General features: G+C 67.9%; 20 protein-coding genes and 1 riboswitch. Of the genes, 9 read left to right on the top strand and 11 right to left on the bottom strand.

Annotation, left to right across the window (positions count from 1 at the left end; translation table 11 throughout):
- Positions 1 to 120: 120 nt before the first annotated feature.
- Both ACWMMN_RS14295 and ribB read left to right on the top strand, forming a co-directional pair.
- Positions 121 to 804, top strand: a complete 684-nt coding sequence (locus tag ACWMMN_RS14295; protein WP_059233257.1) for a helix-turn-helix domain-containing protein — start codon at positions 121 to 123, stop codon at positions 802 to 804.
- A 192-nt stretch (positions 805 to 996) separates the two neighbouring features.
- Positions 997 to 1,145: riboswitch (FMN riboswitch) on the top strand.
- Between the two features lie 118 nt (positions 1,146 to 1,263).
- A complete protein-coding gene (gene ribB / locus ACWMMN_RS14290) occupies positions 1,264 to 1,974 on the top strand; it encodes a 3,4-dihydroxy-2-butanone-4-phosphate synthase (protein ID WP_059233258.1) in 711 nt (236 codons plus the stop codon).
- A 70-nt stretch (positions 1,975 to 2,044) separates the two neighbouring features.
- Here ribB and ACWMMN_RS14285 read toward each other — a convergent pair whose 3' ends face one another.
- From ACWMMN_RS14285 to ACWMMN_RS14265, 5 genes are all read right to left on the bottom strand, one after another.
- The gene (locus ACWMMN_RS14285; protein ID WP_059233259.1) at positions 2,045 to 2,731 is read right to left on the bottom strand and encodes an HAD family hydrolase; all 687 of its coding nucleotides are present in this window, start codon (positions 2,729 to 2,731) and stop codon (positions 2,045 to 2,047) included.
- Between the two features lie 188 nt (positions 2,732 to 2,919).
- On the bottom strand, positions 2,920 to 3,906 hold the full coding sequence (gene iolG, locus ACWMMN_RS14280) for an inositol 2-dehydrogenase (protein WP_486422785.1): 987 nt from the start codon (positions 3,904 to 3,906) through the stop codon (positions 2,920 to 2,922).
- A 70-nt stretch (positions 3,907 to 3,976) separates the two neighbouring features.
- Positions 3,977 to 4,804 (bottom strand): TIM barrel protein, encoded by an 828-nt coding sequence (locus ACWMMN_RS14275; protein ID WP_486422784.1) that lies wholly within the window; start codon positions 4,802 to 4,804, stop codon positions 3,977 to 3,979.
- Between the two features lie 39 nt (positions 4,805 to 4,843).
- Positions 4,844 to 5,845, bottom strand: coding sequence for a xylose isomerase (locus tag ACWMMN_RS14270; RefSeq protein WP_486422783.1), 1,002 nt, complete (start codon positions 5,843 to 5,845; stop codon positions 4,844 to 4,846).
- A gap of 144 nt (positions 5,846 to 5,989) precedes the next feature.
- A complete protein-coding gene (locus ACWMMN_RS14265) occupies positions 5,990 to 7,054 on the bottom strand; it encodes a LacI family DNA-binding transcriptional regulator (protein ID WP_174993170.1) in 1,065 nt (354 codons plus the stop codon).
- Between the two features lie 174 nt (positions 7,055 to 7,228).
- Between ACWMMN_RS14265 and ACWMMN_RS14260 the strand changes: the two genes are divergently transcribed.
- The 3 genes from ACWMMN_RS14260 to ACWMMN_RS14250 are packed head-to-tail and all read left to right on the top strand — an operon-like array spanning position 7,229 to position 9,911.
- Positions 7,229 to 8,311 (top strand): fatty acid desaturase family protein, encoded by a 1,083-nt coding sequence (locus ACWMMN_RS14260; protein WP_486422782.1) that lies wholly within the window; start codon positions 7,229 to 7,231, stop codon positions 8,309 to 8,311.
- A gap of 36 nt (positions 8,312 to 8,347) precedes the next feature.
- Positions 8,348 to 8,656, top strand: a complete 309-nt coding sequence (locus ACWMMN_RS14255; RefSeq protein ID WP_059233264.1) for a non-heme iron oxygenase ferredoxin subunit — start codon at positions 8,348 to 8,350, stop codon at positions 8,654 to 8,656.
- A gap of 4 nt (positions 8,657 to 8,660) precedes the next feature.
- Entirely contained in the window at positions 8,661 to 9,911 is a 1,251-nt protein-coding gene (locus tag ACWMMN_RS14250; RefSeq protein ID WP_486422781.1) for an NAD(P)/FAD-dependent oxidoreductase, read from the top strand.
- Positions 9,912 to 9,980: 69 nt separating this feature from the next.
- On the opposite strand, the gene ACWMMN_RS14245 is transcribed toward ACWMMN_RS14250, so the two are convergent.
- The 3 genes from ACWMMN_RS14245 to glpD form a co-directional block, all read right to left on the bottom strand.
- On the bottom strand, positions 9,981 to 10,697 hold the full coding sequence (locus ACWMMN_RS14245) for an MIP/aquaporin family protein (RefSeq protein WP_059233266.1): 717 nt from the start codon (positions 10,695 to 10,697) through the stop codon (positions 9,981 to 9,983).
- Between the two features lie 81 nt (positions 10,698 to 10,778).
- Positions 10,779 to 12,281: a glycerol kinase GlpK gene (gene glpK, locus ACWMMN_RS14240; RefSeq protein WP_342702856.1), complete on the bottom strand. Its 1,503-nt coding sequence runs from the start codon at positions 12,279 to 12,281 to the stop codon at positions 10,779 to 10,781.
- Positions 12,282 to 12,386: 105 nt separating this feature from the next.
- Positions 12,387 to 13,910, bottom strand: a complete 1,524-nt coding sequence (gene glpD / locus ACWMMN_RS14235) for a glycerol-3-phosphate dehydrogenase (protein ID WP_059233268.1) — start codon at positions 13,908 to 13,910, stop codon at positions 12,387 to 12,389.
- 162 nt (positions 13,911 to 14,072) lie between these two features.
- Between glpD and ACWMMN_RS14230 the strand changes: the two genes are divergently transcribed.
- Positions 14,073 to 14,441, top strand: coding sequence for a hypothetical protein (locus tag ACWMMN_RS14230; RefSeq protein WP_486422780.1), 369 nt, complete (start codon positions 14,073 to 14,075; stop codon positions 14,439 to 14,441).
- 88 nt (positions 14,442 to 14,529) lie between these two features.
- On the opposite strand, the gene ACWMMN_RS14225 is transcribed toward ACWMMN_RS14230, so the two are convergent.
- Positions 14,530 to 14,727 (bottom strand): hypothetical protein, encoded by a 198-nt coding sequence (locus ACWMMN_RS14225; protein WP_006477892.1) that lies wholly within the window; start codon positions 14,725 to 14,727, stop codon positions 14,530 to 14,532.
- 302 nt (positions 14,728 to 15,029) lie between these two features.
- Positions 15,030 to 15,809 carry a DeoR/GlpR family DNA-binding transcription regulator gene (locus ACWMMN_RS14220; RefSeq protein ID WP_014896128.1) on the bottom strand — a complete coding sequence of 260 codons (780 nt, stop codon included), beginning with the start codon at positions 15,807 to 15,809 and terminating at the stop codon, positions 15,030 to 15,032.
- A gap of 211 nt (positions 15,810 to 16,020) precedes the next feature.
- Between ACWMMN_RS14220 and ACWMMN_RS14215 the strand changes: the two genes are divergently transcribed.
- The 3 genes from ACWMMN_RS14215 to ACWMMN_RS14205 all read left to right on the top strand — a co-directional run bounded on the left by ACWMMN_RS14215 (position 16,021) and on the right by ACWMMN_RS14205 (position 19,378).
- The gene (locus ACWMMN_RS14215; protein WP_174993166.1) at positions 16,021 to 17,661 is read left to right on the top strand and encodes a gamma-glutamyltransferase family protein; all 1,641 of its coding nucleotides are present in this window, start codon (positions 16,021 to 16,023) and stop codon (positions 17,659 to 17,661) included.
- A 312-nt stretch (positions 17,662 to 17,973) separates the two neighbouring features.
- Positions 17,974 to 18,801 carry a ferritin-like domain-containing protein gene (locus ACWMMN_RS14210; protein WP_059233270.1) on the top strand — a complete coding sequence of 276 codons (828 nt, stop codon included), beginning with the start codon at positions 17,974 to 17,976 and terminating at the stop codon, positions 18,799 to 18,801.
- Positions 18,802 to 18,871: 70 nt separating this feature from the next.
- A complete protein-coding gene (locus tag ACWMMN_RS14205; RefSeq protein ID WP_059233271.1) occupies positions 18,872 to 19,378 on the top strand; it encodes a hypothetical protein in 507 nt (168 codons plus the stop codon).
- Here the strand turns inward: ACWMMN_RS14205 and ACWMMN_RS14200 are convergent.
- Entirely contained in the window at positions 19,372 to 20,832 is a 1,461-nt protein-coding gene (locus ACWMMN_RS14200) for a DEAD/DEAH box helicase (RefSeq protein ID WP_486422779.1), read from the bottom strand. The genes ACWMMN_RS14205 and ACWMMN_RS14200 overlap by 7 nt on opposite strands.
- Positions 20,833 to 20,939: the final 107 nt, after the last annotated feature.

The following is a 20,939-nucleotide window of genomic DNA, read 5'->3' as shown; positions in this document are numbered from 1 at the left end:
TTCGTTTGCCCGTGCAAGGCCGGGTGATAGCGTTTCGATACGCGCCAAGGCTGGCGCAACCCGATTCCGATCCCGGCTTACCCCATACGCAGGGCCGCGCAGCGGCCCGGAGGCAATGCTATGTCTTCATCCCTGGCGCTCGTGCGCGACGTGTCTTCCTTCGAGTCCGGCAATGCTGCCGACCTGCGCGCGTCCGCGTCGCTCGACCTCCTCGAGCAGGTCGTCGGCGTGAACCTCGCGCGCTTGCGCGCCGAGCGGCAGCTGTCGCTCGATGCGCTCGCGCGGCTGTCCGGCGTGTCGCGCGCGATGCTCGCGCAGATCGAATCGGCGCGCAGCGTGCCGTCGATCAAGGTGCTCTGCAAGATCGCAGCGGCATTGAAGGTGTCGGTCGCTGCGTTCCTGCGCCGCCATGCGGTGAACGGCTTCGAGCATCTGGCGGCCGAACGCGCCTCGCGCGTCGTCAGTTCGAACGGCCGTTTCTCGGCACGCGCGCTGTATCCGGAAGGCGAGCCGGCCGCGGCCGAATTCCACGAGCTGCGGATCGCGCCGCTGCATACGGAGCCCGGCGCGCGCCGCGCGCCCGGCACGACGGTCAACCTCGTCGTCAGCGAAGGCACGCTCGAAGTCAGCGTGCACGACCGTCGCCAGTTGCTCGCGACCGGCGACGCGATCGTGTTCGATGCCGACCAGCCGTACAGCCTGCGCAACCCGGGCGACAGCGAAGCGCGCGCGTTCCGCGTGACGGTGAGCCCCGAGGTGCCGCCGCGCTGGCTCGTGCCCGACGCGGCGCACGCGGCCCACTGACCGGGCGGGCAGTACGAGTACGGAACGGCCGCTTTGCCGCTGTTGCGCGGGAGCGCGGCCAGGTGATCGGCCGTTCGGACGATGCCGTTAGACGGAGTCGTCAGTAAGGTTTTAGGTGTGGTTCGCTGCGCTTCGCGCGCGGCTGCGGTATGCTTGGCCCGCCGGTGACGGGGAACCCCCGTCCGGCAATCAGTGCGTCTTCAGGGCGGGGCGAAATTCCCCACCGGCGGTAGGCTGGCGTAAGCCGGCGAGCCCGCGAGCGCCCGCGCATCCGCGCGGGGTCAGCAGATCTGGTCGAATGCCAGAGCCGACGGTCATAGTCCGGATGAGAGAAGATGTGCAGATAGTCATGTCCGTCAGGGCCGCTTCGCGACGCATGCGAAGCGGGTTGTCGTTCTGTCTGTTTGCAATGCCCTGAAACGTTTTTCGCCCAAATCGTATTTGCGAGGAGCGTTTCACATGTCCTTGATGTCCGTATCGTCGGCACCCGCCGACGCCTTTGCCGATCTCCCGTTGCTGGATTCCGAACCGGTGCCGCCGCGCATCGCCGCTGCGCTCGATGCGATGCGCGCAGGCCGTGCGGTCGTGCTGCAGGATGACCACGACCGCGAGAACGAAGCCGACCTGATCGTCGCCGCCGAGCGCATCACGCCCGAGACGATGGCGCTGCTGATCCGCGAGTGCAGCGGCATCGTGTGCCTGTGCCTGACCGACGACACGGTGCGCGCGCTCGAACTGCCGCCGATGGTGCAGACCAACGAGAGCCGCAACGGCACCGCGTTCACGGTGTCGATCGAAGCGCGCGAAGGCGTGCATACCGGTGTGTCGGCGGCCGATCGCGTGACGACGATCCGCGCGGCGATCGCGGAAGGCGCAAAGCCGCACGACATCGTGCGGCCCGGCCACGTATTTCCGTTGCGTGCGCAACCCGGTGGCGTGCTCGCGCGCCGCGGTCACACCGAAGGCACGGTCGACCTGTCGATCCTCGCGGGCCTGAAGCCGGCCGGCGTGCTGTGCGAGCTGATGAATCCGGATGGCACGATGACGCGCGGCGACGAGGTCGAGCTTTTCGCGCAACGGCACGGGTTGCCGATGCTGACGATCGCGGAACTCGTCGAGTTTCGCGAGGCGCTGGCGGCCGCGCGCGAGCGCTGCTGCGAACCGGCCTGAGTGAAGGGAAGGCGGGTGCGTTCGCGCACCCGTGGCGGGCCGGATCGACCCGATCCGGCCTGACTGGCAATCAGGACTGCACGTCGCCGAATTCGCCGCGCATGCCGGCTTCGACGAGCGACGGCAATTCGTCCATCTTGCGCATGATCCGCGTGATGCCCATCGCACGCAGCGCGTCCGCGTAGTTGTCGGGGATGTGGCTCGCGCCGACGAACGCGATCGTCTTCATCCCGGCCGCGCGCGCGGCATTCAACCCCGATACGCTGTCCTCGACGACGATGCAGCGCGCCGGCGCCACGCCGAGCGTCCGGGCCGCATGCAGGTACACGTCGGGGTAGGGTTTCGGGCGCGCCACCTGCTCGGAACTGAATACGCGCTCGCCGAAGATCTCGGTGAGCGCCGCGCGTTTCAGCGAGTTGCGCACGCGTACGAGCCGGCTGTTCGATACGACGGCCGCCGGCAGCGTGACCTTCAGCAGCGCGTCGCGCACGCCGGAGATCGGCGCGAGCGATTGTGCGAGCGCGACCTCGATGTTGTGCTCGATGGTCTCGATGAAGTTCGCGGGCATCTCGATCCCGAAGCGGGATTCGATCCCGGCGAGGAAGCGCGACGTCTGCTGGCCGAATGCCGATTTCGCGGCGGCTTCGAAATCGAGGTTCGGGAACGTGGCGGACAGCGTATCGAGCAGCACGCGGTCGGCGATGACTTCGCTGTCGACGAGCACGCCGTCGCAGTCGCAGATGAGGTGATCGAGCATGGTGATGAAAATGCGGTAGACCGGCGACGCCGATCAATTCGCCATCATACGTGCTTTCACGCGCGTGCCGCGCGACGTTTCGGCAAATTTGCCCGATGCGGGCGTGCGGTTGCCGCATTCCGTGCCGCCGCCGCGCCGATCGCCCGATGGCGGCAGTCCGGGTGCCCGGGCCGCCGCTGTTTGTCGCGTTACAGCTCGATCACGCGCCTCGTTTTCCACGACGTCATCGCGGCTTCGGCCAGCTCGAGCGCGGCGAATCCGTCGTCGATCGTCGTCCGGACCGGCGTGCCGTCGCGCAGCGCGTCGACGAAGTGCGCGATCTCGGCCGCGTACGCATGCCGGTAGCGCTCGAGGAAGAACGGCTCCGGCACGTCGGCCGCGATGCCGCCGGCGAGCCAGGCGCTCACCTCGGTCGGCCGCACGTTGCCGGCCTGCAGCATCCCGTTGCTGCCGAGCAGCTCGAAGCGCTGGTCGTAGCCGTAGGCCGCGCGCCGCGACGTGTTGATCTGGCACAGCAACCCGCGCCGCGTGCGGATCGTCACGGCCGTCGAATCGATGTCGCCTGCTTCGTGTACGGCCGGGTCGGTCAGGCAACTGCCGGTTGCGTGCAGCGTCTGCGCTTCGTCGCCGAGGATCCAGCGGAACACGTCGAAGTCGTGGATCAGCATGTCCTTGAAGATGCCGCCCGAGCTGCGGAGGTAGTCGGCCGGCGGCGCGCCCGGGTCGCGGCTCGTGACGACCAGCATTTCCGGCGCACCGATCTCGCCGCGCTCGACACGTGCCTTCAGCGCCGCGAACGTCGGGTCGAAGCGGCGCTGGAAGCCGATCATGCAGGTCACGCCGGTGCGCCGCACGACGTCCGCGCACGCGCGCGCGCGTTCGACGGTCAGGTCGACCGGCTTCTCGCAGAACACGGCCTTGCCCGCGTTCGCGGCCGCGACGATCAGGTCCGCGTGCGTGTCGGTGCTCGACGCGATCACGACAGCCTGCACCGACGCGTCGCCGAGCGCGCGCGCGATGTCGGCGACCTGCGCGCCGTGCGCGTGCGCGAGCGCTTCGGCCGACGGCGCATGCCGGTCGATCACGTACCTGAGCTTCGCGCCCGGATGGCGCGCGAGATTCGCCGCGTGGATCTTGCCGATCCTGCCCGCGCCGAACAAAGCGAATTCGATCATTCCGTTCTCCTGTTGATTCGATTGTTTTCCAGGCACGCGACATGCGTCGGCAGCGTGCCCTGATGCTGTATCAGCGATCCGCCAGTTCACCGCGCACGTAGTCGATGCTCGCCCGCAGCCGCGCTTCGATGTCGCCGGCCTCGGCGATCTCGCTCGCGAACGGCTCGAACGAGAACGCGCCGCGGTAGCCGCGTGCAAGCAGTTCGCGCAGTTGCCGGAGGTTGCCGAGCCGGTCGGCGTGGCCGACCAGCACGCGGTGGCCGTCGCGCATCCGGTCGACCGGCAGGTCGGCTTCCTCGACACCGGAGATGTGCACGAGGCCCGTCAGGTTCGGGAAGAAGATGTCCTCGCCGGACAGGTGGTGGTGGAACGTGTCGTGCACGAGCCGGAACACCTGTTCGCCCGCCGCGTCGTAGAGGCCTTTCACCGCATCCGACTTGCGGCGCAGCGCGCATTCCTCGAAGCCGAGCGGCTCGATGAAGCCGAGCAGGTTGCGTGCTTCGAGGATCGGCTTCAGCGCCTTCAACGACTTCACGAGATCCGCATGGCGCGCGTCCGCGTCGCGCGTGTCGTTGCGGCTGTTGGTCGGGCACAGCACCAGCGCACGCGCGCCGCATTGCGCCGCGTAGTCGGCCAGCACGGTCGCTTCGTCTGCGCGCTCGGCGTTCCATTGCTCGAAGCGCTGCAGCGCGTTGATCGTCAGGATCGTCACGCCGCCGGCTTCGGCGGTTGCGCGCACGGCCGCGGCCGGCGTGCCATCGGCGATCTCGACGCCGTCGAGATCGTTGCGGATCTCGATCGTGTCGACGCCGAGGCGCCGGCACAGTGCGACGTAGCGGTCGAGCGGCAAGCGCGGCGCGCTCATCCGGTTCAGCGAAAAATGGAAGGCTTGCGTCATCGTTCTGTCCTTGGGGCTTGAGTGGGGGCGGGGTCCGAATCAGGTGCCGGTGCGCGTGGCGAGGGCGTGCCACGTGTCGCGCAGCCAGTGCGCACACGCGACGTTGTTGTCGAAGATCGAATAGCGGGCGCCGCCGCCGTAGTCGGGAAACGGGATGAACTCGCAACTGATCTGTTCGAGCTGCGTCGGCCGCGCGTGAATCTGCGCGCGCAGCAACTGACGCAGCGCGGCTTTCCACGTGTCGAGCGCCGCCGCGTGCCATTCGCCGTGATAGGCGCCCGGCGCAGGCGCGACGAACGGGTACTGGATGCCGCGCCCGGGCCGGCCGTCCGCGCGGCGCATCCAGCGGTTGTCCGGATTGTTCGGCGCGACGCTGCGCGCATGCGCATGCCGGACCCAGCCGCGCGCGATCCAGTCGGTGTAGAAGGCCGCGGGCGAAGCCGGGTCGAGCCGCGCGCGGCCGTCGTCGGCGGGTTCGCGCAGGCCCGATGCATCGAGTTCGGGGCGATTGCCGATCTTGAACAGCAGGTGCGAATGATCGAGCGTGATCCGGAACGGTGCGCCGGCCTGCTCGACGTGCTGCGCGACGCGCGCCACGCGCGCGAAATCCTCGCTCCACATGTCGACGTGCACTTCGAGGCTCGGCAGGCAGCCAACCGGCTCGCCGCGTTCATAGGTACGCAGGTAGAAATCGGCGACTTCGCGGTCCGACAGCGGATGGCCGTCCGCGTGATGCGCGAACAGCTGGCAGTTGAGCACCGTGCTGCCGAGGCGTGCGCCCGCGTCGACGATCTCGGCGACGTGCGCTTCGTCGCGGCCGGCGCGCCAGATGCCGCCGATCACGCGAATCGGCAGCGCATGGCGGTCGACCCGCGCGAAATACGGCGACAGGTCTTCACCGCGCACCGGGTTTTTTTCGACGTAATCGAACACGCCGGCGCCGGCGACCATCCGGAAGCGTTCGGCGGGCGCGGGCAACGGCAGGCCGTCGTGTTCGAGCACGCCGTCGAGGTTCACGCCGATGAGGATCGGTTCAGCCATCGTCTCCTGTCCATTGTTGTCCTGCGGATGGCTGTCCAATGTACGGATGCGCGGCGCGGGCTGCATGACCGACGTTGACGAAAAATCGCCAATGCGGCGGTCGATTTTTTCGCCAGGCGCACGCGGCGCGTTGCGCGGCGCGATTCACGGCTGCAGGTACGCGCTCGTCCTCACGTTCGCCGGGCAGAACACGCGGAATTCGACCGGGTCGCCGGGTGGCGGCTGTTCGACGATTCCGCACGCATGCAGCACGTGCTGCAGTGCGGAAATCGCCTGGCCGTCCGGATCCTGGTCGATCGCGAGATCCATCGCGCCGGCTTCGATGAAGGCGCGGTGCTGGTCGATCATCTCGTGGCCGATCCACACGACGCGCCCGATGGCGCCGGCCTTGCGCAGCGCCGCTTCGATGCCGGCCGAGCCGGCGCCGCTGTTGTAGATCGCGACCACGTCGTCGTGCGCCTGCAGCGCTTTCGTCACCGCGCGGTAGCAGCGGTCGTCCTGGTCGAGCGTTTCGACCGGCTCGTCGTCGCAGCGGATCGCGGCGAACGCGTCGGCGAGCTGGTCGCGGCAGCCGGCCATCCGGTCGGCGTGCGCGCGGTAGCCCATGCGCCCGCCGAGCAGCAGCGCGCGGCCGGGGCGCGCCGCGAGGCGGCCGATGTAGTAGCCGGCCGTGCGTCCGGCGCGGTAGTTGTCGATGCCGGCGAAGTGCGCGCGATCGATGCCGCCGATGTCGGTGACCATCGTGACGACGGTCTCGCCGCGCGCGATCGCGCCGGCCAGTGCGTCGCGCACGCGGGCCGTGTCGCGCGCGGTGACGATCAGCGCCGCGCGCCGGTACGCGGGCCGTTCGATCAGCGCGGCGGCGCGTTCGTCGTCCGCGGCGGGCAGGATCGTCCGGTGCACGACCACGCGCCGGTCGAGCATCTGCAGCGAGCGCTGCAGCGCCTGCTGGAGCCGCCGGAAGAACGGCGCGTCGGTGTCCGGCAGCAGCACGTCGACGTGGATCAGCCCGTGCCGCGTGTCGGGCAGCAGCCGCGGCACGCCGAGCTGCCGTGCGGCCGCCACCACGCGTTCGCGCGCCTGCGCGGACACGCTGCCGCGCTCGTTCAGCACGCGGTCGACGGTGGTCGTGCTGACGCCCGCGAGCGCCGCGATCTCGTCGAAGCGCGCGGTGCGCTTGCGCCAGCGCGGCCCGGATTCACCTGCCATGGTCGTCTCCATCGTTGGGGTCGCCATCGATCGCGTGGCGTTGCCGGACACGCTAAAGCGATGGCGAAATTTCGTCAACGTTTCGATTGAGCAGCGCAGGCCGGGGGCCTAATTTTGATTCCATGGCGAAGCGCTCGTTGCGCTTTCCCCGCACCAGAAACCAGGGAGACAGACGTGGCTCAACCCGACCACCCGGCGCGCGACCGCACGGCGGCACGCCGTCAGGAATACAGAATGACCGGCGGCGCCGGCGAGCGCGCGCAAGCGGCAGGGCTCGTCAACGCCGCATGGTACCGGTGCGCGGTGCCGCGGCCGCTGATGAAGCGGCTGATGCAGCGCGGCGATGCGCGTGCGATCCGCGACACACTGATCTGGTACGCGGCGATCGCGATCAGCGGCGGGCTCGCGTGGCTGGCGTGGCGCGCGCATTCGGCGTGGGCGATCCCCGCGTTCTTCGTGTACGGCACGCTTTACTGCAGCCCGGCCGACTCGCGCTGGCACGAATGCGGGCACGGCACCGCGTTCCGCACACGCTGGATGAACGACGTGCTGTACCAGGTCGCATCGTTCCAGGTGTTCCGCCGCGCGACCGCATGGCGCTGGAGCCATGCGCGGCATCACACCGATACGCTGATCGTTGGGCGCGATCCCGAAATCGCCGCGCCGAAGCCGACCGACTGGCTTGCGCTCGCGCTGAACGTCGTCGCGCTGAAGCATGTGGCCGGCGAACTGCGCAAGATGCTCGCGGTGTCGTTCACCGGCCGACTCGACGACGAGGAGCGCACCTATGTGCCCGAATCGGAATGGCGCAAGGTCGTGCGCGAGTCGCGCATCCATCTCGCGGTGTACGCGCTCGTGGCCGGTGCGTCGTTGTATTGGCACACGATCCTGCCGCTGCTCTACATCGGCCTGCCGAGCCTGTACGGCGCGTGGCTGTACCTGTACTTCGGCCTGACGCAGCACGCGGGCATGCCCGAGAACGTGCTCGATCACCGGCGCAACTGCCGCACCGTGATGATGAATCCGGTGTTCCGCTTCCTGTACTGGAACATGAACTATCACGTCGAGCACCACATGTTCCCGATGGTGCCGTTTCACGCGCTGCCGGAACTGCACGACGCCGTGAAGGCCGACATGCCGCCGCCGTACCGCAGCACGCTGGCCGCGTACGCGGAGATCGTGCCGGCGCTGGTCCGGCAGACGCGCGACCCGTCCGACTATGTCGTGCGGCCCGTGCCGGACGCCGTGCGTGCATGACCGTCATCGAACCCGCCCACCAAGGAGACACGCAACATGACGCAATGGATCGACACCGGTGCGCTCGACGACATCGACGATGAAGACGTCGCGCGCTTCGACCACGACGGCCGCACCTACGCGATTTACCGGATCGACGGCGAGGTCTATGCGAGCGACGGCCTGTGCACGCACGAGCAGGTGCATCTCGCGGACGGGTTCGTGATGGATCACGTGATCGAATGCCCGAAGCACAACGGGCGCTTCGACGTGCGCGACGGCCGGCCGCTGTCGGCGCCCGCGTGCGAGAAGCTGCGCACGTACCGCGCGAAGATCGAAGACGGCCGCATCCTGATCGAGGTGTGACGCGATGATCGACGACCGGGTGATGGCGATCGTCGGCGCCGGCCACGCGGGCGGCCGCGCGGCGCAGGTGCTGCGCGAGTCCGGCTGGCGCGGGCGCATCGTGCTGATCGGCGCGGAGGCGCACCTGCCGTACGAACGGCCGCCGTTGTCGAAGGGCGTGCTGACGGGCGAGCGCAGTGCGGCGCAATGCCGGTTGCGCGATCCGGACGCATGGGCGGCGGACGGCATCGAGCCGGTGGTCGGAACCGTCGAGCGCATCGATCCGCACGCACGCGAAGCGCGCGTGTCGGGCAGGCGGGTGTTTGGCTACGAGGCGCTGCTGCTCGCGACCGGCGGCCGCGCGCGCCGCCTGGCAATTCCGGGTGCGGCGCTCGATGGCGTATTCGCGTTGCGCACACTCGACGATGCGGCGGCACTCGGCGCGCGGCTCGTGCCCGACGCGCGGATCGTGCTGATCGGCGGCGGTTTCATCGGTCTCGAAGTGGCGGCGTCGGCACGATTGCGCGGTTGCCGCGTGAGCGTGCTCGATGCGGCGCCGCGCCTGCTCGGGCGCGCGGTGCCGGAGACGATCGCGGCGCGCGTGCACGCCCTGCACGAAGCGCAGGGCGTGGCGATCCGCGTGAACCGGAAACCCGTTGCGATCGAGCGGACGTCCGGCGGTGCGCTGGCGGTCGTGCTCGACGATGGCGACACGCTGATCGCCGATACGGTCGTCGCCGGCGTCGGGATCGAACCGGCCGACGAACTGGCGCGCGACGCGGGCCTCGCGGTCGAGCGCGGGATCGTCGTGAACGCGCAGCTCGAGACGTCGGCTGAAGGCATTTACGCGGCTGGCGATGTCGCGGTGTTTCCGAGCGCCCTGTCGGGGCGGCCGGTTCGGCAGGAGACGTGGCACGGCGCCGAGACGCAGGCACGCATCGCGGCCCGCAACATGCTCGGTGCGGGCGAGCCGTATCGCGATACGCCGTGGTTCTGGTCCGATCAATACGACGCGCAGTTGCAGGTGGCCGGGGAGCCGGCGCTCGGCGAGCGGTCGGTTGCGCGCGTGCTCGACGACGATGCTGAAATCCATTTCCATTTCGATGCGGGCACGCGGCTCGTCGCTGCAAGCGGCTTCGGCCGTGCATCGGGATTCATCAAGGAAATGCGCGTGGCGAGAATGCTGGTCGAGCGCGGGATCGACGTGACGCCGGCAGCCGTCGCGGACGTCGACGTGAAGCTGAAATCGCTGGTGAAGGCCGTGAGTGACCGGTAGCGGCCGGGAGGCGAGACGGGGCAATGAAGCGCGCGACGCCGAACGCCGCGCGCTTCGTTCAAACCGCGATCAGATCGTGGTGTGCAGGTGCAGATACAGGCCGGCGGCCGCGGCGCCGCCGAGCAGCGGGCCGACGACGGGCACCCATGCATAGCGCCAGTCGCTGTCGCGCTTGCCGGGGATCGGCAGCAGCGCGTGCATGATGCGCGGCGACAGGTCGCGCGCGGGGCTCATCGCATAGCCGGTCGGGCCGCCGAGCGAGATGCCGATGCCGAGCACGAGCAGGCCGACGGGCAGCGCGTCGAGTGCGCCGAGGCCGACCTGCGGCGATGCGAGGTACAGCACGCCGAGGATCAGCACGAACGTGCAGATCGCTTCGGTCAGCACGTTGTGCGTGACGCTGCGAATCGCCGGCGCCGTGCAGAACACCGCGAGCTTCAGGTCGGCATCGGCTTCCTTCGCGAAGTGCTGGCGATAGGCGAGCCACACGAGCAGCGCGCCCGCCATCCCGCCGAGCATCTGCGCGAGGATGTAGCCGCCGACTTTCGACCACGCGAACTTGCCCGCGAGCGCGAGGCTGATCGTGACGATCGGGTTCAGGTGCGCGCCGCTGAACGACGCGGTCACGTAGACGGCGACGAAGACGGCCATCGCCCAGCCCATCACGATCACGATCAGGTCCGCGCCTTTGCCCTTGGTCTTTGCAAGCAGCACGTTTGCGACCGCGCCGTTGCCGAGCAGCACGAGGATCGCTGTGCCGATGAATTCTGCAATATAAGGTGACATGGTTGTCTCTCGTATGTCGCGGCGGACTCGCGGGTGGCGCGGTCCGCCGGTGTTGTTGTATTTCGTTGGGAAGTGTCGGGATTACTGGGCGTCGTCGGCCCAGGCTTTCGCGGCGCGCACCGCACGCTGCCAGCCCGACATGCAGCGTTCGACCTGCTCCTTCGGCATCGACGGCGAGAAGCGGCGATCGAGCTGCCACTGGTCGCGCACTTCGTCGAGGTTCTTCCAGTAGCCGATCGCGAGGCCCGCGAGATAGGCCGCACCGAGCGCGGTCGTCTCGGTGATCTGCGGACGCACCGCGTCGACGCCGAGCAGGTCGGCCTGGAACTGCATCAGCAGGTTGTTCGCGCTCGCGCCGCCGTCCACCCGCAGCTCGCCGATGCTGATGCCCGAATCGGCTTCCATCGCGGCCAGCACGTCGAGCGACTGGTACGCGATTGCATCGAGCGCCGCACGGGCGAGGTGCGCGGAGGTCGTGCCGCGCGTGACGCCGAACACCGAGCCGCGTGCCCGCGCATTCCAGTGCGGTGCGCCAAGGCCGGCGAACGCGGGCACGAGGTAGACGCCGTCGGTGTGCGGCACGCTCGCGGCGAGCGCTTCGATTTCAGCGGCCGTCTTGATGATGCCGACGCCGTCGCGCAGCCATTGCACGACCGCGCCCGCGATGAAGATGCTGCCTTCGAGCGCGTACTGCACGTCGTTGCCGATCTGCCAGGCGATCGTCGTGACGAGGTTGTTCTTCGACTCGATCGGCTTGTCGCCGGTGTTCATCATCAGGAAGCAACCGGTGCCGTAGGTGTTCTTCACCATGCCGGAGGTCGTGCACATCTGGCCGAACAGTGCCGCCTGCTGGTCGCCGGCGATACCCGCGAGCGGGATCTTCGACGCGAACACGGTGGTCTTCGTGTGGCCGTAGATTTCCGACGAGGCCTTCACTTCCGGCAGCATGCTGCGCGGGATGTCGAGCAGTTCGAGCAGCTCGTTGTCCCATTCGCGCGTGTGGATGTTGAACAGCATCGTGCGCGATGCGTTCGTCACGTCGGTCACGTGCAGTTCGTGCTTCGTGAAATTCCACACGAGCCAGCTGTCGACGGTGCCGAACGCGAGCTTGCCCTGCCTGGCCTTCTCGCGTGCGCCCGGCACGTTGTCGAGGATCCAGCGGATCTTGGTTCCGGAGAAGTACGAGTCGATCGGCAGGCCGGTCTTCGCGCGCACCTTCGCTTCGAGACCCTGCTTTTTCAGCGAGTCGCAGAAGTCGGCCGTGCGGCGGTCCTGCCAGACGATGGCGTTGTAGACGGGCTGGCCCGTTTCGCGATCCCAGACGATGGTCGTCTCGCGCTGGTTCGTGATGCCGATCGCGGCGATCGACGTGCCGTTCATGCCCGTGCGCGTGACGGCTTCGGCGGCGACGCCGGCTTGCGTCGACCAGATTTCCTGCGGGTCGTGCTCGACCCAGCCGGGTTGCGGGTAGATCTGTTCGAATTCCTTCTGGGCGATCGATACGATATTGCCCTGGCGGTCGAACAGCATCGCGCGGGAACTCGTGGTGCCCTGGTCAAGCGCGAGGATGTACTGATCCTGCATGTCTCTCATCTCCATCCGTGAATTGGCGTAGTTGTGATGCGCGCCGCATGGTGGGCGGCGCGTCGGTGAATCAACGTCGGTAAGACAACTGCAACTGCAATCGGATCACGCGTGCGGCGCGTGCGCGGCGGCGAACCACGCATCGACCGCGGCCGTCACCGCGTCCAGCGTGCCCGGCGTGACGTGCAGGCCGAGCTTCGAGCGGCGCCACAGCACGTCCTGCGCGCAGGTCGCCCATTCGGCGTCGCGCAGGTAGCGCAGTTCGGCGTCGTGGATGCCCGGCGCGATTTCGGCGCCGAGATCGGCGAGTGACGTCGCGCCGTCGACCACGCGCTCCGCGCGCGTGCCGTATGCACGCGCATAGCGGCGGGCGAGCGCGGCGGGCAGCCACGGATGGCGTTTCGCGAACGCGCTGGCGAACACGTCGAACTTTGCGTTCGCGATGTCGCCGCCCGGCAGTGCGACGCCGGCCGTCCAGGTTTTCGCGTCGCGGCCGAGCGCGCGGCACAGCATGTCGCCGGCTTCTTCCGCGAGCTTGCGGAACGTCGTGATCTTGCCGCCGAACACCGACAGCAGCGGGGCGCCCGCACCGTCGTCGAGCTCGAGGCGGTAGTCGCGCGTGACGGCCGACGCGTTTGCCGCGTTCTCGTCTTCGAGCAACGGGCGCACGCCCGAGTAGGTCCAGTGCACGTCGGCCGGCGAGATCTTGCGCTTGAAGTAGCGGTTGATCGAATCGCACAGGTACTGCGTCTCGTCGCGATCGATCGCGACCTTCGCGGGATCGTTCGTGTATTCGACGTCGGTCGTGCCGATCAGCGTGAAGTCGTGTTCGTACGGAATCGCGAAGATGATCCGCTTGTCCGGGTTCTGGAAGATGTACGCGTGATCGTGATCGAACAGGCGGCGCGTGATGATGTGGCTACCCTTCACGAGCCGCACGCTGTGCTGCGCGCCGCGGCCGAGCGCGCCGTGCAGCACGTCGCCGACCCACGGGCCGGCCGCGTTCGCGATCGCGCGCGCATGCACGACGCGGATCGAACCGTCGGCGTGCTGCAGCCGCGCTTCCCATTCGTCGCCGCGGCGTTCGGCGGAGACGAGCTTGGTGCGCGTCAGGATCTCGGCGCCGCGCTCCTTCGCATCCATCGCGTTCAGCACGACGAGGCGTGCGTCGTCGACCCAGCCGTCGGAATACACGAAGCCGCGCTTGATCGAATCGATCAGCGGTGCGCCGGCCGCATGGCGGCGCATGTCGATGCCGCGCGAGCCGGGCAGCAGTTCGCGTTTCGCGAGGTGATCGTAGAGGAACAGGCCGATGCGGATCAGCCAGGCCGGACGCAGGTTCGGCATGTGCGGCATCACGAAGCGCAGCGGCCACATGATGTGCGGTGCCGCGCGCAGCAGTGTCTCGCGCTCCTGCAGCGCCTTGCGCACCAGCCCGAACTCGTTGTATTCGAGGTAACGCAGGCCGCCGTGAATCAGCTTCGTGCTGGACGACGACGTGTGCGACGCGAGGTCGTCCTGCTCGCAGAGCATGACCGACAGGCCGCGGCCGGCCGCATCGCGCGCGATGCCCGCGCCGTTGATGCCGCCGCCGACGACGAGCAGATCGTAGCGATTCGGTTGGGTCACCTGCTGTCCTTATCGTCTGTTGAAATGGGGTGAACACGGAATGTTCGAATTCGAAATTTAACGAACGAAATCGAAAAAGTAAAGTTCGAAAAAGCGGGGCCAGTAGCGTCCGGCGCGATCCCGGACGATACTGGCGGAATCGACCGTTTCGCGAGGTGAATCATGCGTATTGGGATGTGGGCCGGCGTGTGCGCCGTCTTTCTGGCGGGGTGCAGCGCGGGCATGCCGCCGCTCACCGGCAACTGGCGGGCGCCGTCGTTCGTCGACCTGCAGACATCGTGCGGCGGCACGGCGCGCGACTGGGGCGCGGACGCGCAGCCGGTCTACTCGACGCTGTACGACGCGTATGTGGCGAAACGGTATCGCGGGCTGACCGAAGCGAACTATTGTGCGTTCGTAAACGAACTTTCGATCCACTATGTGGCGCCTGACGCGGCGGCGCGCGCCGGCTGGATCGCGTATTTCAACGGGGCGCGCGCACAGGCCATCAGCTGGCGGGCGGCGGTCGATCCGACGCTGCGTGGCGGTTGAAGCGGGCTGCGGAGAACGGGCGGGACAAGCGGAAGCGACCGCGTGGCCGGGGATCCGGCTACGCGGTCAGGTCAGGAACGGCGGAATTTCACGAATAGCGGTACTTGATGGATCGCAGCGCGGCGTCGCCGGTCTCGGTCACGCAGTATTTGCGCCCCGAACCGAGCCCTTCCAGGCGAACGAGCTGCTGTTCGAGCAGGATGTCCAGTTCATCCCGATCCATGTCGCGCTGATCAGGCGCGTCCTTCACAAGCAATAGCGTGGCGAATTCATGCGGACTCAGCATCGTTCTCTCCATGGCAATCGGACTGCCCGCGCGGCCGGCGCACACGCCGACGCGCGATACCCCGCGGGGTATGGCTTGGGGGGAAAGCTGTATTCGCCGGCCCTGCGGTTCGCACTCGCCCTGGCACAGGCGGATCGGGCGAACGGGCCGGGGAACTGGAGTCTAGTCGAGCACGCAGGCAACGACAAATCGTGCCCCGTTAATTTTCCGTTTGACAGGAGCGGGCACCGCAAGCGGTTCGCGCGCGGCGCCAACTTCTTGATTTCACTTGAAGTTTCAGGTGCGGTGCAGCATCGCAGCCGTCATTCCGCGATGTACACCTGGGTGCCGGCGGCGGCCACCGTATCGGCCATCTCCGGCGGCAGCGGCTTGTCGGTGAAAAGCGCGTGCACCTGGCTCAGATGGCCCTGGCGCACCAGCGCCGGGCGGCCGACCTTCGAATGGTCGGCCACGAGGTAGACCGTGCGCGCGTGCTGCATGATCGCCTCGGCCACGCGCACCTCGCGCGTGTCGAAGTCGCGCAGCGTGCCGTCGGCCTCGATCGCCGACGTGCCGATGATCGCGTAGTCGACCTTGAACTGCCGGATGAAGTCGATCGCGAGCTCGCCGACGATCCCCTTGTCCCACGGCCGCACGATGCCGCCCGTGATCAGCACCTCGCAGTCGGGGTAGCCGCTCATCATCGACGCGACGTTCAGGTTGTTCGTGATCACGTGCAGCCCGTGATGGCGGTTCAGCGCGCGCGCGACTTCCTCGGTCGTCGTGCCGAGGTTGATGAACAGCGATGCCTGGTCGGGGATGTGCGACGCCGCGAGCGCCGCGATGCGCCGCTTCTCGTCGTGGAACATCCGCTGGCGCGCGGTGTACGACACGTTCTCCGAGCTGGTCGGCAGGCTCGCGCCGCCGTGGTAGCGGCGCAGCAGGTTCAGGTCGGCGAGCCAGTTCACGTCGCGGCGGATCGTCTGCGGCGTCACCGCGAAGTGCGCGGCGAGATCGTCGACGGTCACGAAGCCGTCGCGCTGCACCCATTCGAGCAATTCCTGCTGGCGCGCGTTGAGGGTGAGGCGGGGATCTCGGGTCATGGCTCGATGGTCGTGTCGTGAGACGGAGCAGGTATTGTAAGGGCGGCAACGCCGTTCGGCCGGCCTGGCCCGCACGGCGATGCTCGATTCATGCGGAAATCGCATGGATTCATGTGACAAATGAATTTGTGCGATTCCGTCGATCGCGCTGCAATGGCGGATTGCCCGCGCATGCGGGCGCGTTCATTCAGCTTTCGACGAGGTGGCATCGATGACTGGCTTCAACTGGCACAACCCGTATCCGACGACCCGCATTCCGGTATTCGCGCGCAACGTCGTGTCGACGTCGCACCCGCTGGCCGCGCAGGCCGGGCTGCGGATGCTGTGGAAGGGCGGCAATGCGGTCGACGCGGCGCTGGCCGCCGCGGCTGCGATCACCGTCGTCGAGCCCGTGTCGTGCGGGCTCGGCGGCGATGCGTTCGCGCTCGTGTGGGACGGTGAGCGGCTGTCCGGGCTGAATGCGTCGGGGGTCGCGCCGGCCGCGTGGAACGTCGACTACTTCCGCAAGCGCCACGGCGAGGATGCGCGCGGCTTCGCGAACAAGCCGACGCGCGGCTGGGACACCGTCACCGTGCCGGGCGTGATCGCGGGCTGGGAAGCGCTGCATGCGAAGTTCGGTTCGCTGCCGTTCGCGGACCTGCTCGAGCCGGCGATCGAGATCGCGGAGCGCGGCTATGCGGTGCCGCCGATCGTCGCGCACAAGTGGGCGGCGGCCGTTCCCGAACTACAGGGCCTGCCGGGTTTCGCGGACACCTTCATGCCGCGCGGCCGTGCGCCGCTCGTCGGCGAACGCATGTGCCTGCCCGGTCATGCACGGACGCTGCGCGCGCTCGCGAAGGACGGTGCCCGTTCGTTCTACGAAGGCGCGCTCGCCGAGCGCATCGCGGCGTTCTCGCGCGAAGGCGGCGGCGCGATGACCGAAGCCGACCTGCGTGCGTACCGGCCGGAATGGGTCGAGCCGATCGGCAAGCGCTTCGGCCGCCACACGATTCACGAGATCCCGCCGAACGGGCAGGGCATCGCCGCGCTGATCGCGCTGGGGATTGCCGAACATGCGGGCGTGACCGATTGGCCGCTCGATTCGGTCGACTCGCAGCATCTGCAGATCGAGGCGATGAAGCTCGCGTTCGCGGACGTCTATCGTTACGTCGCCGATCCGCGCGCGATGGACGTCACGCCGGAGCAGATGCTCGACGATGCGTATCTCGCCGGGCGCGCGAAGCTGATCGACCCCGCGCGTGCGACGCACTTCGGCGCCGGCCGGCCGCATTCGGGCGGCACGATCTACCTGTCGGCCGCCGACGAGCGCGGGATGATGGTGAGCTTCATCCAGTCGAACTACATGGGCTTCGGTTCGGGGCTCGTCGTGCCGGGCACCGGCATCGCGCTGCAGAACCGCGGGCACGGCTTCTCGATGGACCCGGCTTCGCCGAACGTCGTCGCGGGCGGCAAGCGGCCGTTCCACACGATCATCCCCGCGTTCGTCACCGAGGAAGTCGACGGCCGCACCGAGGCCGTGATGAGCTTCGGCGTGATGGGCGGCGACATGCAGCCGCAAGGCCACCTGCAGACCGTCGTGCGGATGCTCGGCTACGGCCAGCAGCCGCAGGCCGCATGCGATGCGCCGCGCTGGAAGGTCAACCGCGACTTCACGCTCGACGTCGAATCCACGATGAATCGCGCGACCGTCGACGCGCTGGCCGCACGCGGTCATACGATCAAGTCGATCGACGATCCTTACATGGATTTCGGCTCGGGGCAGTTCATCTGGCGTCTCGACCGCGACGATCGCGAGCGCGGCTACGTGGCCGCGAGCGACAGCCGGCGCGACGGCCTGGCAGCCGGTTTCTGACGGATCGCTTCCGTTTTGCGTGCTCGACGGGCGGCCGAATGGCCGCCCGTTTCGTTTGGCGCGGCCATACCATCGAACGTGCGCAAGCGGTTTGAAGGACTCGTCTAACGAACGGCAACAGACGCTGTGGAACTGCGCTTGTCCGGTATGGTCAGTGCTCTGGAGCACGAACATCAAAGTCCGGCTAAGATGCCTGGATGGTTCGGCCGGACCAATTCACTATAAACGACGTAAAACGCCGCCTGCGGGAAGGTCGGCGCCTGTGCCGAAGGCATGGGCCGGCCCCCGCGCGACGACTGGGAGCGCACCACCATGGACACCAAAACGACGCATGTGATGCCGTGGCGTATCGAGGACATCGACCTGAACCGGATCGATCGTCAGCGTGCGGCCGCGAACGAGGATCTGCTGCTGCTGCTGTGCGCGTCGTCGTTCATCGAAAGCGGCTCGGATCTCTACACGAGCAATCTGAGCACATTCTTCAATGACGATCCGGAAGTCTCCGCATGGCTCAACAATGCATGGGAGCACGAAGAATTGCAGCACGGCCGCGCGTTGAAGGCGTACATCGCGCACGTATGGCCCGAGTTCGACTGGGATACCGCCTTCGCGAATTTCTTCGCCGAGTACTCGAAGACCTGCTCGGTCGAGGCGTTCGAGAAGACCCGTGCACTCGAGATGGTCGCGCGCTGCGTCGTCGAGACCGGCACGGCCACGCTCTATCGCGCGATCAACGAGTGCTCGGACGAGCCGGTGCTGAAGGAAATCACCGACAACATCCGCACCGACGAAGTGCGCCACTACAAGCACTTCTTCAAGTTCTTCAAGAAGTACAACCAGGTCGAAGGCAACGGCCGGCTCGCGGTGCTCGGCGCGCTGATGCGCCGCGTGATGGAAATCAAGAACGAGGATTCCGAGATCGCGCTGCGCCACGTGTTCGCGATCCGCTACCCGGATCGCATCGGCGACAATCAATACAACCGCGAGCGTGCCGCGCGCATCAATTCGCTCGTCCGGCGCAACCTGTCGGCCGACATGTGCGTGAAGATGCTGCTCAAGCCGCTCGACCTGCCCGCGAAGATCCAGCCGGGCGTCCACTATCCGCTCACGAAGATCACGCGGCACGTTTTCCTGCGCTGATCGCCTCGGCGCGGCCTGCCGCGCGTATGCTGGTGCCTTCGCATCCGATCCGCACCAGAGCCACGCCATCATGACCGATACCCATCGCCACGCACTCGAACAATGGACGTTCGACGCGTGGCCGCCGGCCGTCGTTTCGCTGTTCGACGGCACCGCGCTCGAGCGTCATGCCGACATCGCCGCATCGCTGATCGTCGCGACCGACGACGGCCAGTTGCGCACGACGCTGCTCGGTGTCGGCGAGATCTATGCGCGCGATGCGCGCACGCTGCTGATCGCGCTATGGCCGCAGTCGCGGGCGGCGCGTGCGATCGCGCAACGGCGCACGGCCGCGTTGACGCTCGTCGCGGACGGCGCGTTCTTTCAGGCGCAACTGGAGATGATGCCGCTCGAAGGCGACTTCGGCGGGCTGGCCGGATTCGCTGCGACGATCGCGCACGGCGATGCGCAGCGGGTCGGCTATGCGCGCCTCGCGACAGGCGTCACGTTCACGCTGGAAGGGGAGCGCGCGGCGGTGCTCGCACGCTGGCAACGCCAGGTCGAGCACCTGCGGCGCGCAGCCGCGCGGCTTCAGTGACCGCGCTGGCCGCTGCGCGACGAGCGGTTGCGGTTCGGGTGCGCGGCATTGCCGTTCGCCGGGCGTGCGCCGTTGCCGCCACCCGCCGGACGTCCGCCGCTATTCCCGCCGGCGCCGGCACCGCCTTGCGTGCGCGGCTTCGCGGCCTTCTGCTGCGACGTTTTCGGTTGCGCGTTGCCTTCGCGTTTCGCGGCCGGCTGGCCTGAGCCGCCTGCACGCGGCTGGCGATTGCCGCCGCCGCCGCCGCCGCCGCCACCGCCGCGCGGTTGCTGCTGGCCGCGGCGCTGCTGGATCGGCTCCGGCTTCGCGTGCGGATCGGGTTCGAAGCCCGCGATCACTTCCTGCGGAATCTCGCGCTTGATCAGCCGCTCGATGTCGCGCAGCAGCTGCTTTTCGTCGACACACACGAGCGACACGGCTTCACCGGTCGCGCCTGCGCGGCCCGTGCGGCCGATCCGGTGCACGTAATCCTCGGGCACGTTCGGCAGGTCGAAGTTGACGACGTGCGGCAGCTGGTCGATGTCGATCCCGCGCGCGGCGATATCGGTCGCGACGAGCACCTGCAGCGTGCTGTTCTTGAACTCGGCCAGCGCGCGCGTACGGGCCGACTGGCTCTTGTTGCCGTGGATCGCCATCGCGCTGATGCCGTCCTTCGTCAGCTGTTCGGCGAGCCGGTTCGCGCCGTGCTTGGTACGCGTGAACACGAGCACCTGGAACCAGTTGTGTTCGCGGATCAGGTGCGTGAGCAGCTCGCGCTTGCGATCGCGGTCGACCGGGTGGATCTTCTGCGCGACGCTTTCGGCGGTCGTGTTGCGGCGCGCGACTTCGATCAGCGCGGGCGAATCGAGCAGGCTGTCCGCGAGCGCCTTGATTTCATCGGAGAAGGTGGCCGAGAACAGCAGGTTCTGGCGCTCCGGCGGCAGCTTCGCGAGCACGCGCTTGATGTCGTGGATGAAGCCCATGTCGAGCATCCGGTCGGCTTCGTCGAGCACGAGGATGTCGAGATCCGACAGGTCGATGGTCTTCTGCTGCATGTGGTCGAGCAGGCGGCCCGGCGTCGCGACGACGATGTCGACGCCGCGCTTGAGCGCATCGATCTGCGGATTGATGCTGACGCCGCCGAACATCACGGTCGAGCGCAGCTTCAGGTACTTGCTGTATGCCCGGACGCTTTCCTCGACCTGCGCGGCGAGTTCGCGCGTAGGCGTGAGGATCAGTGCGCGCACCGCGCGCTTCGCGCCGCGATTGTCCGCGTAGAACGTGTGCAGGCGTTGCAGGATCGGCAGCGTGAAGCCGGCGGTCTTGCCGGTGCCGGTTTGCGCGCCGGCGAGCAGGTCGCCGCCGCCGAGGACGGCAGGGATCGCCTGCTGCTGGATCGGAGTCGGCGACGTGTAGCCGAGCTCGTTGACCGCCTTGACCAGCGGTTCGGCCAGGCCGAGAGATTCGAAAGACATAGATACCACTCTTGAGTTTTATGATCGGCGACACCTCGCGCGGCCCGCGCGGGGACTGGCGTCGCAAAAAGCAAAGGGGCGCGGCTGCGGTTTCCCGCAGCCGCGCC

The sequence above is a fragment of the Burkholderia cepacia complex sp. TUM26381 genome, from assembly GCF_057439935.1.
Note: the sequence above shows the minus strand (reverse complement) of the source record. Positions and strands in the feature narration are given on the sequence as shown.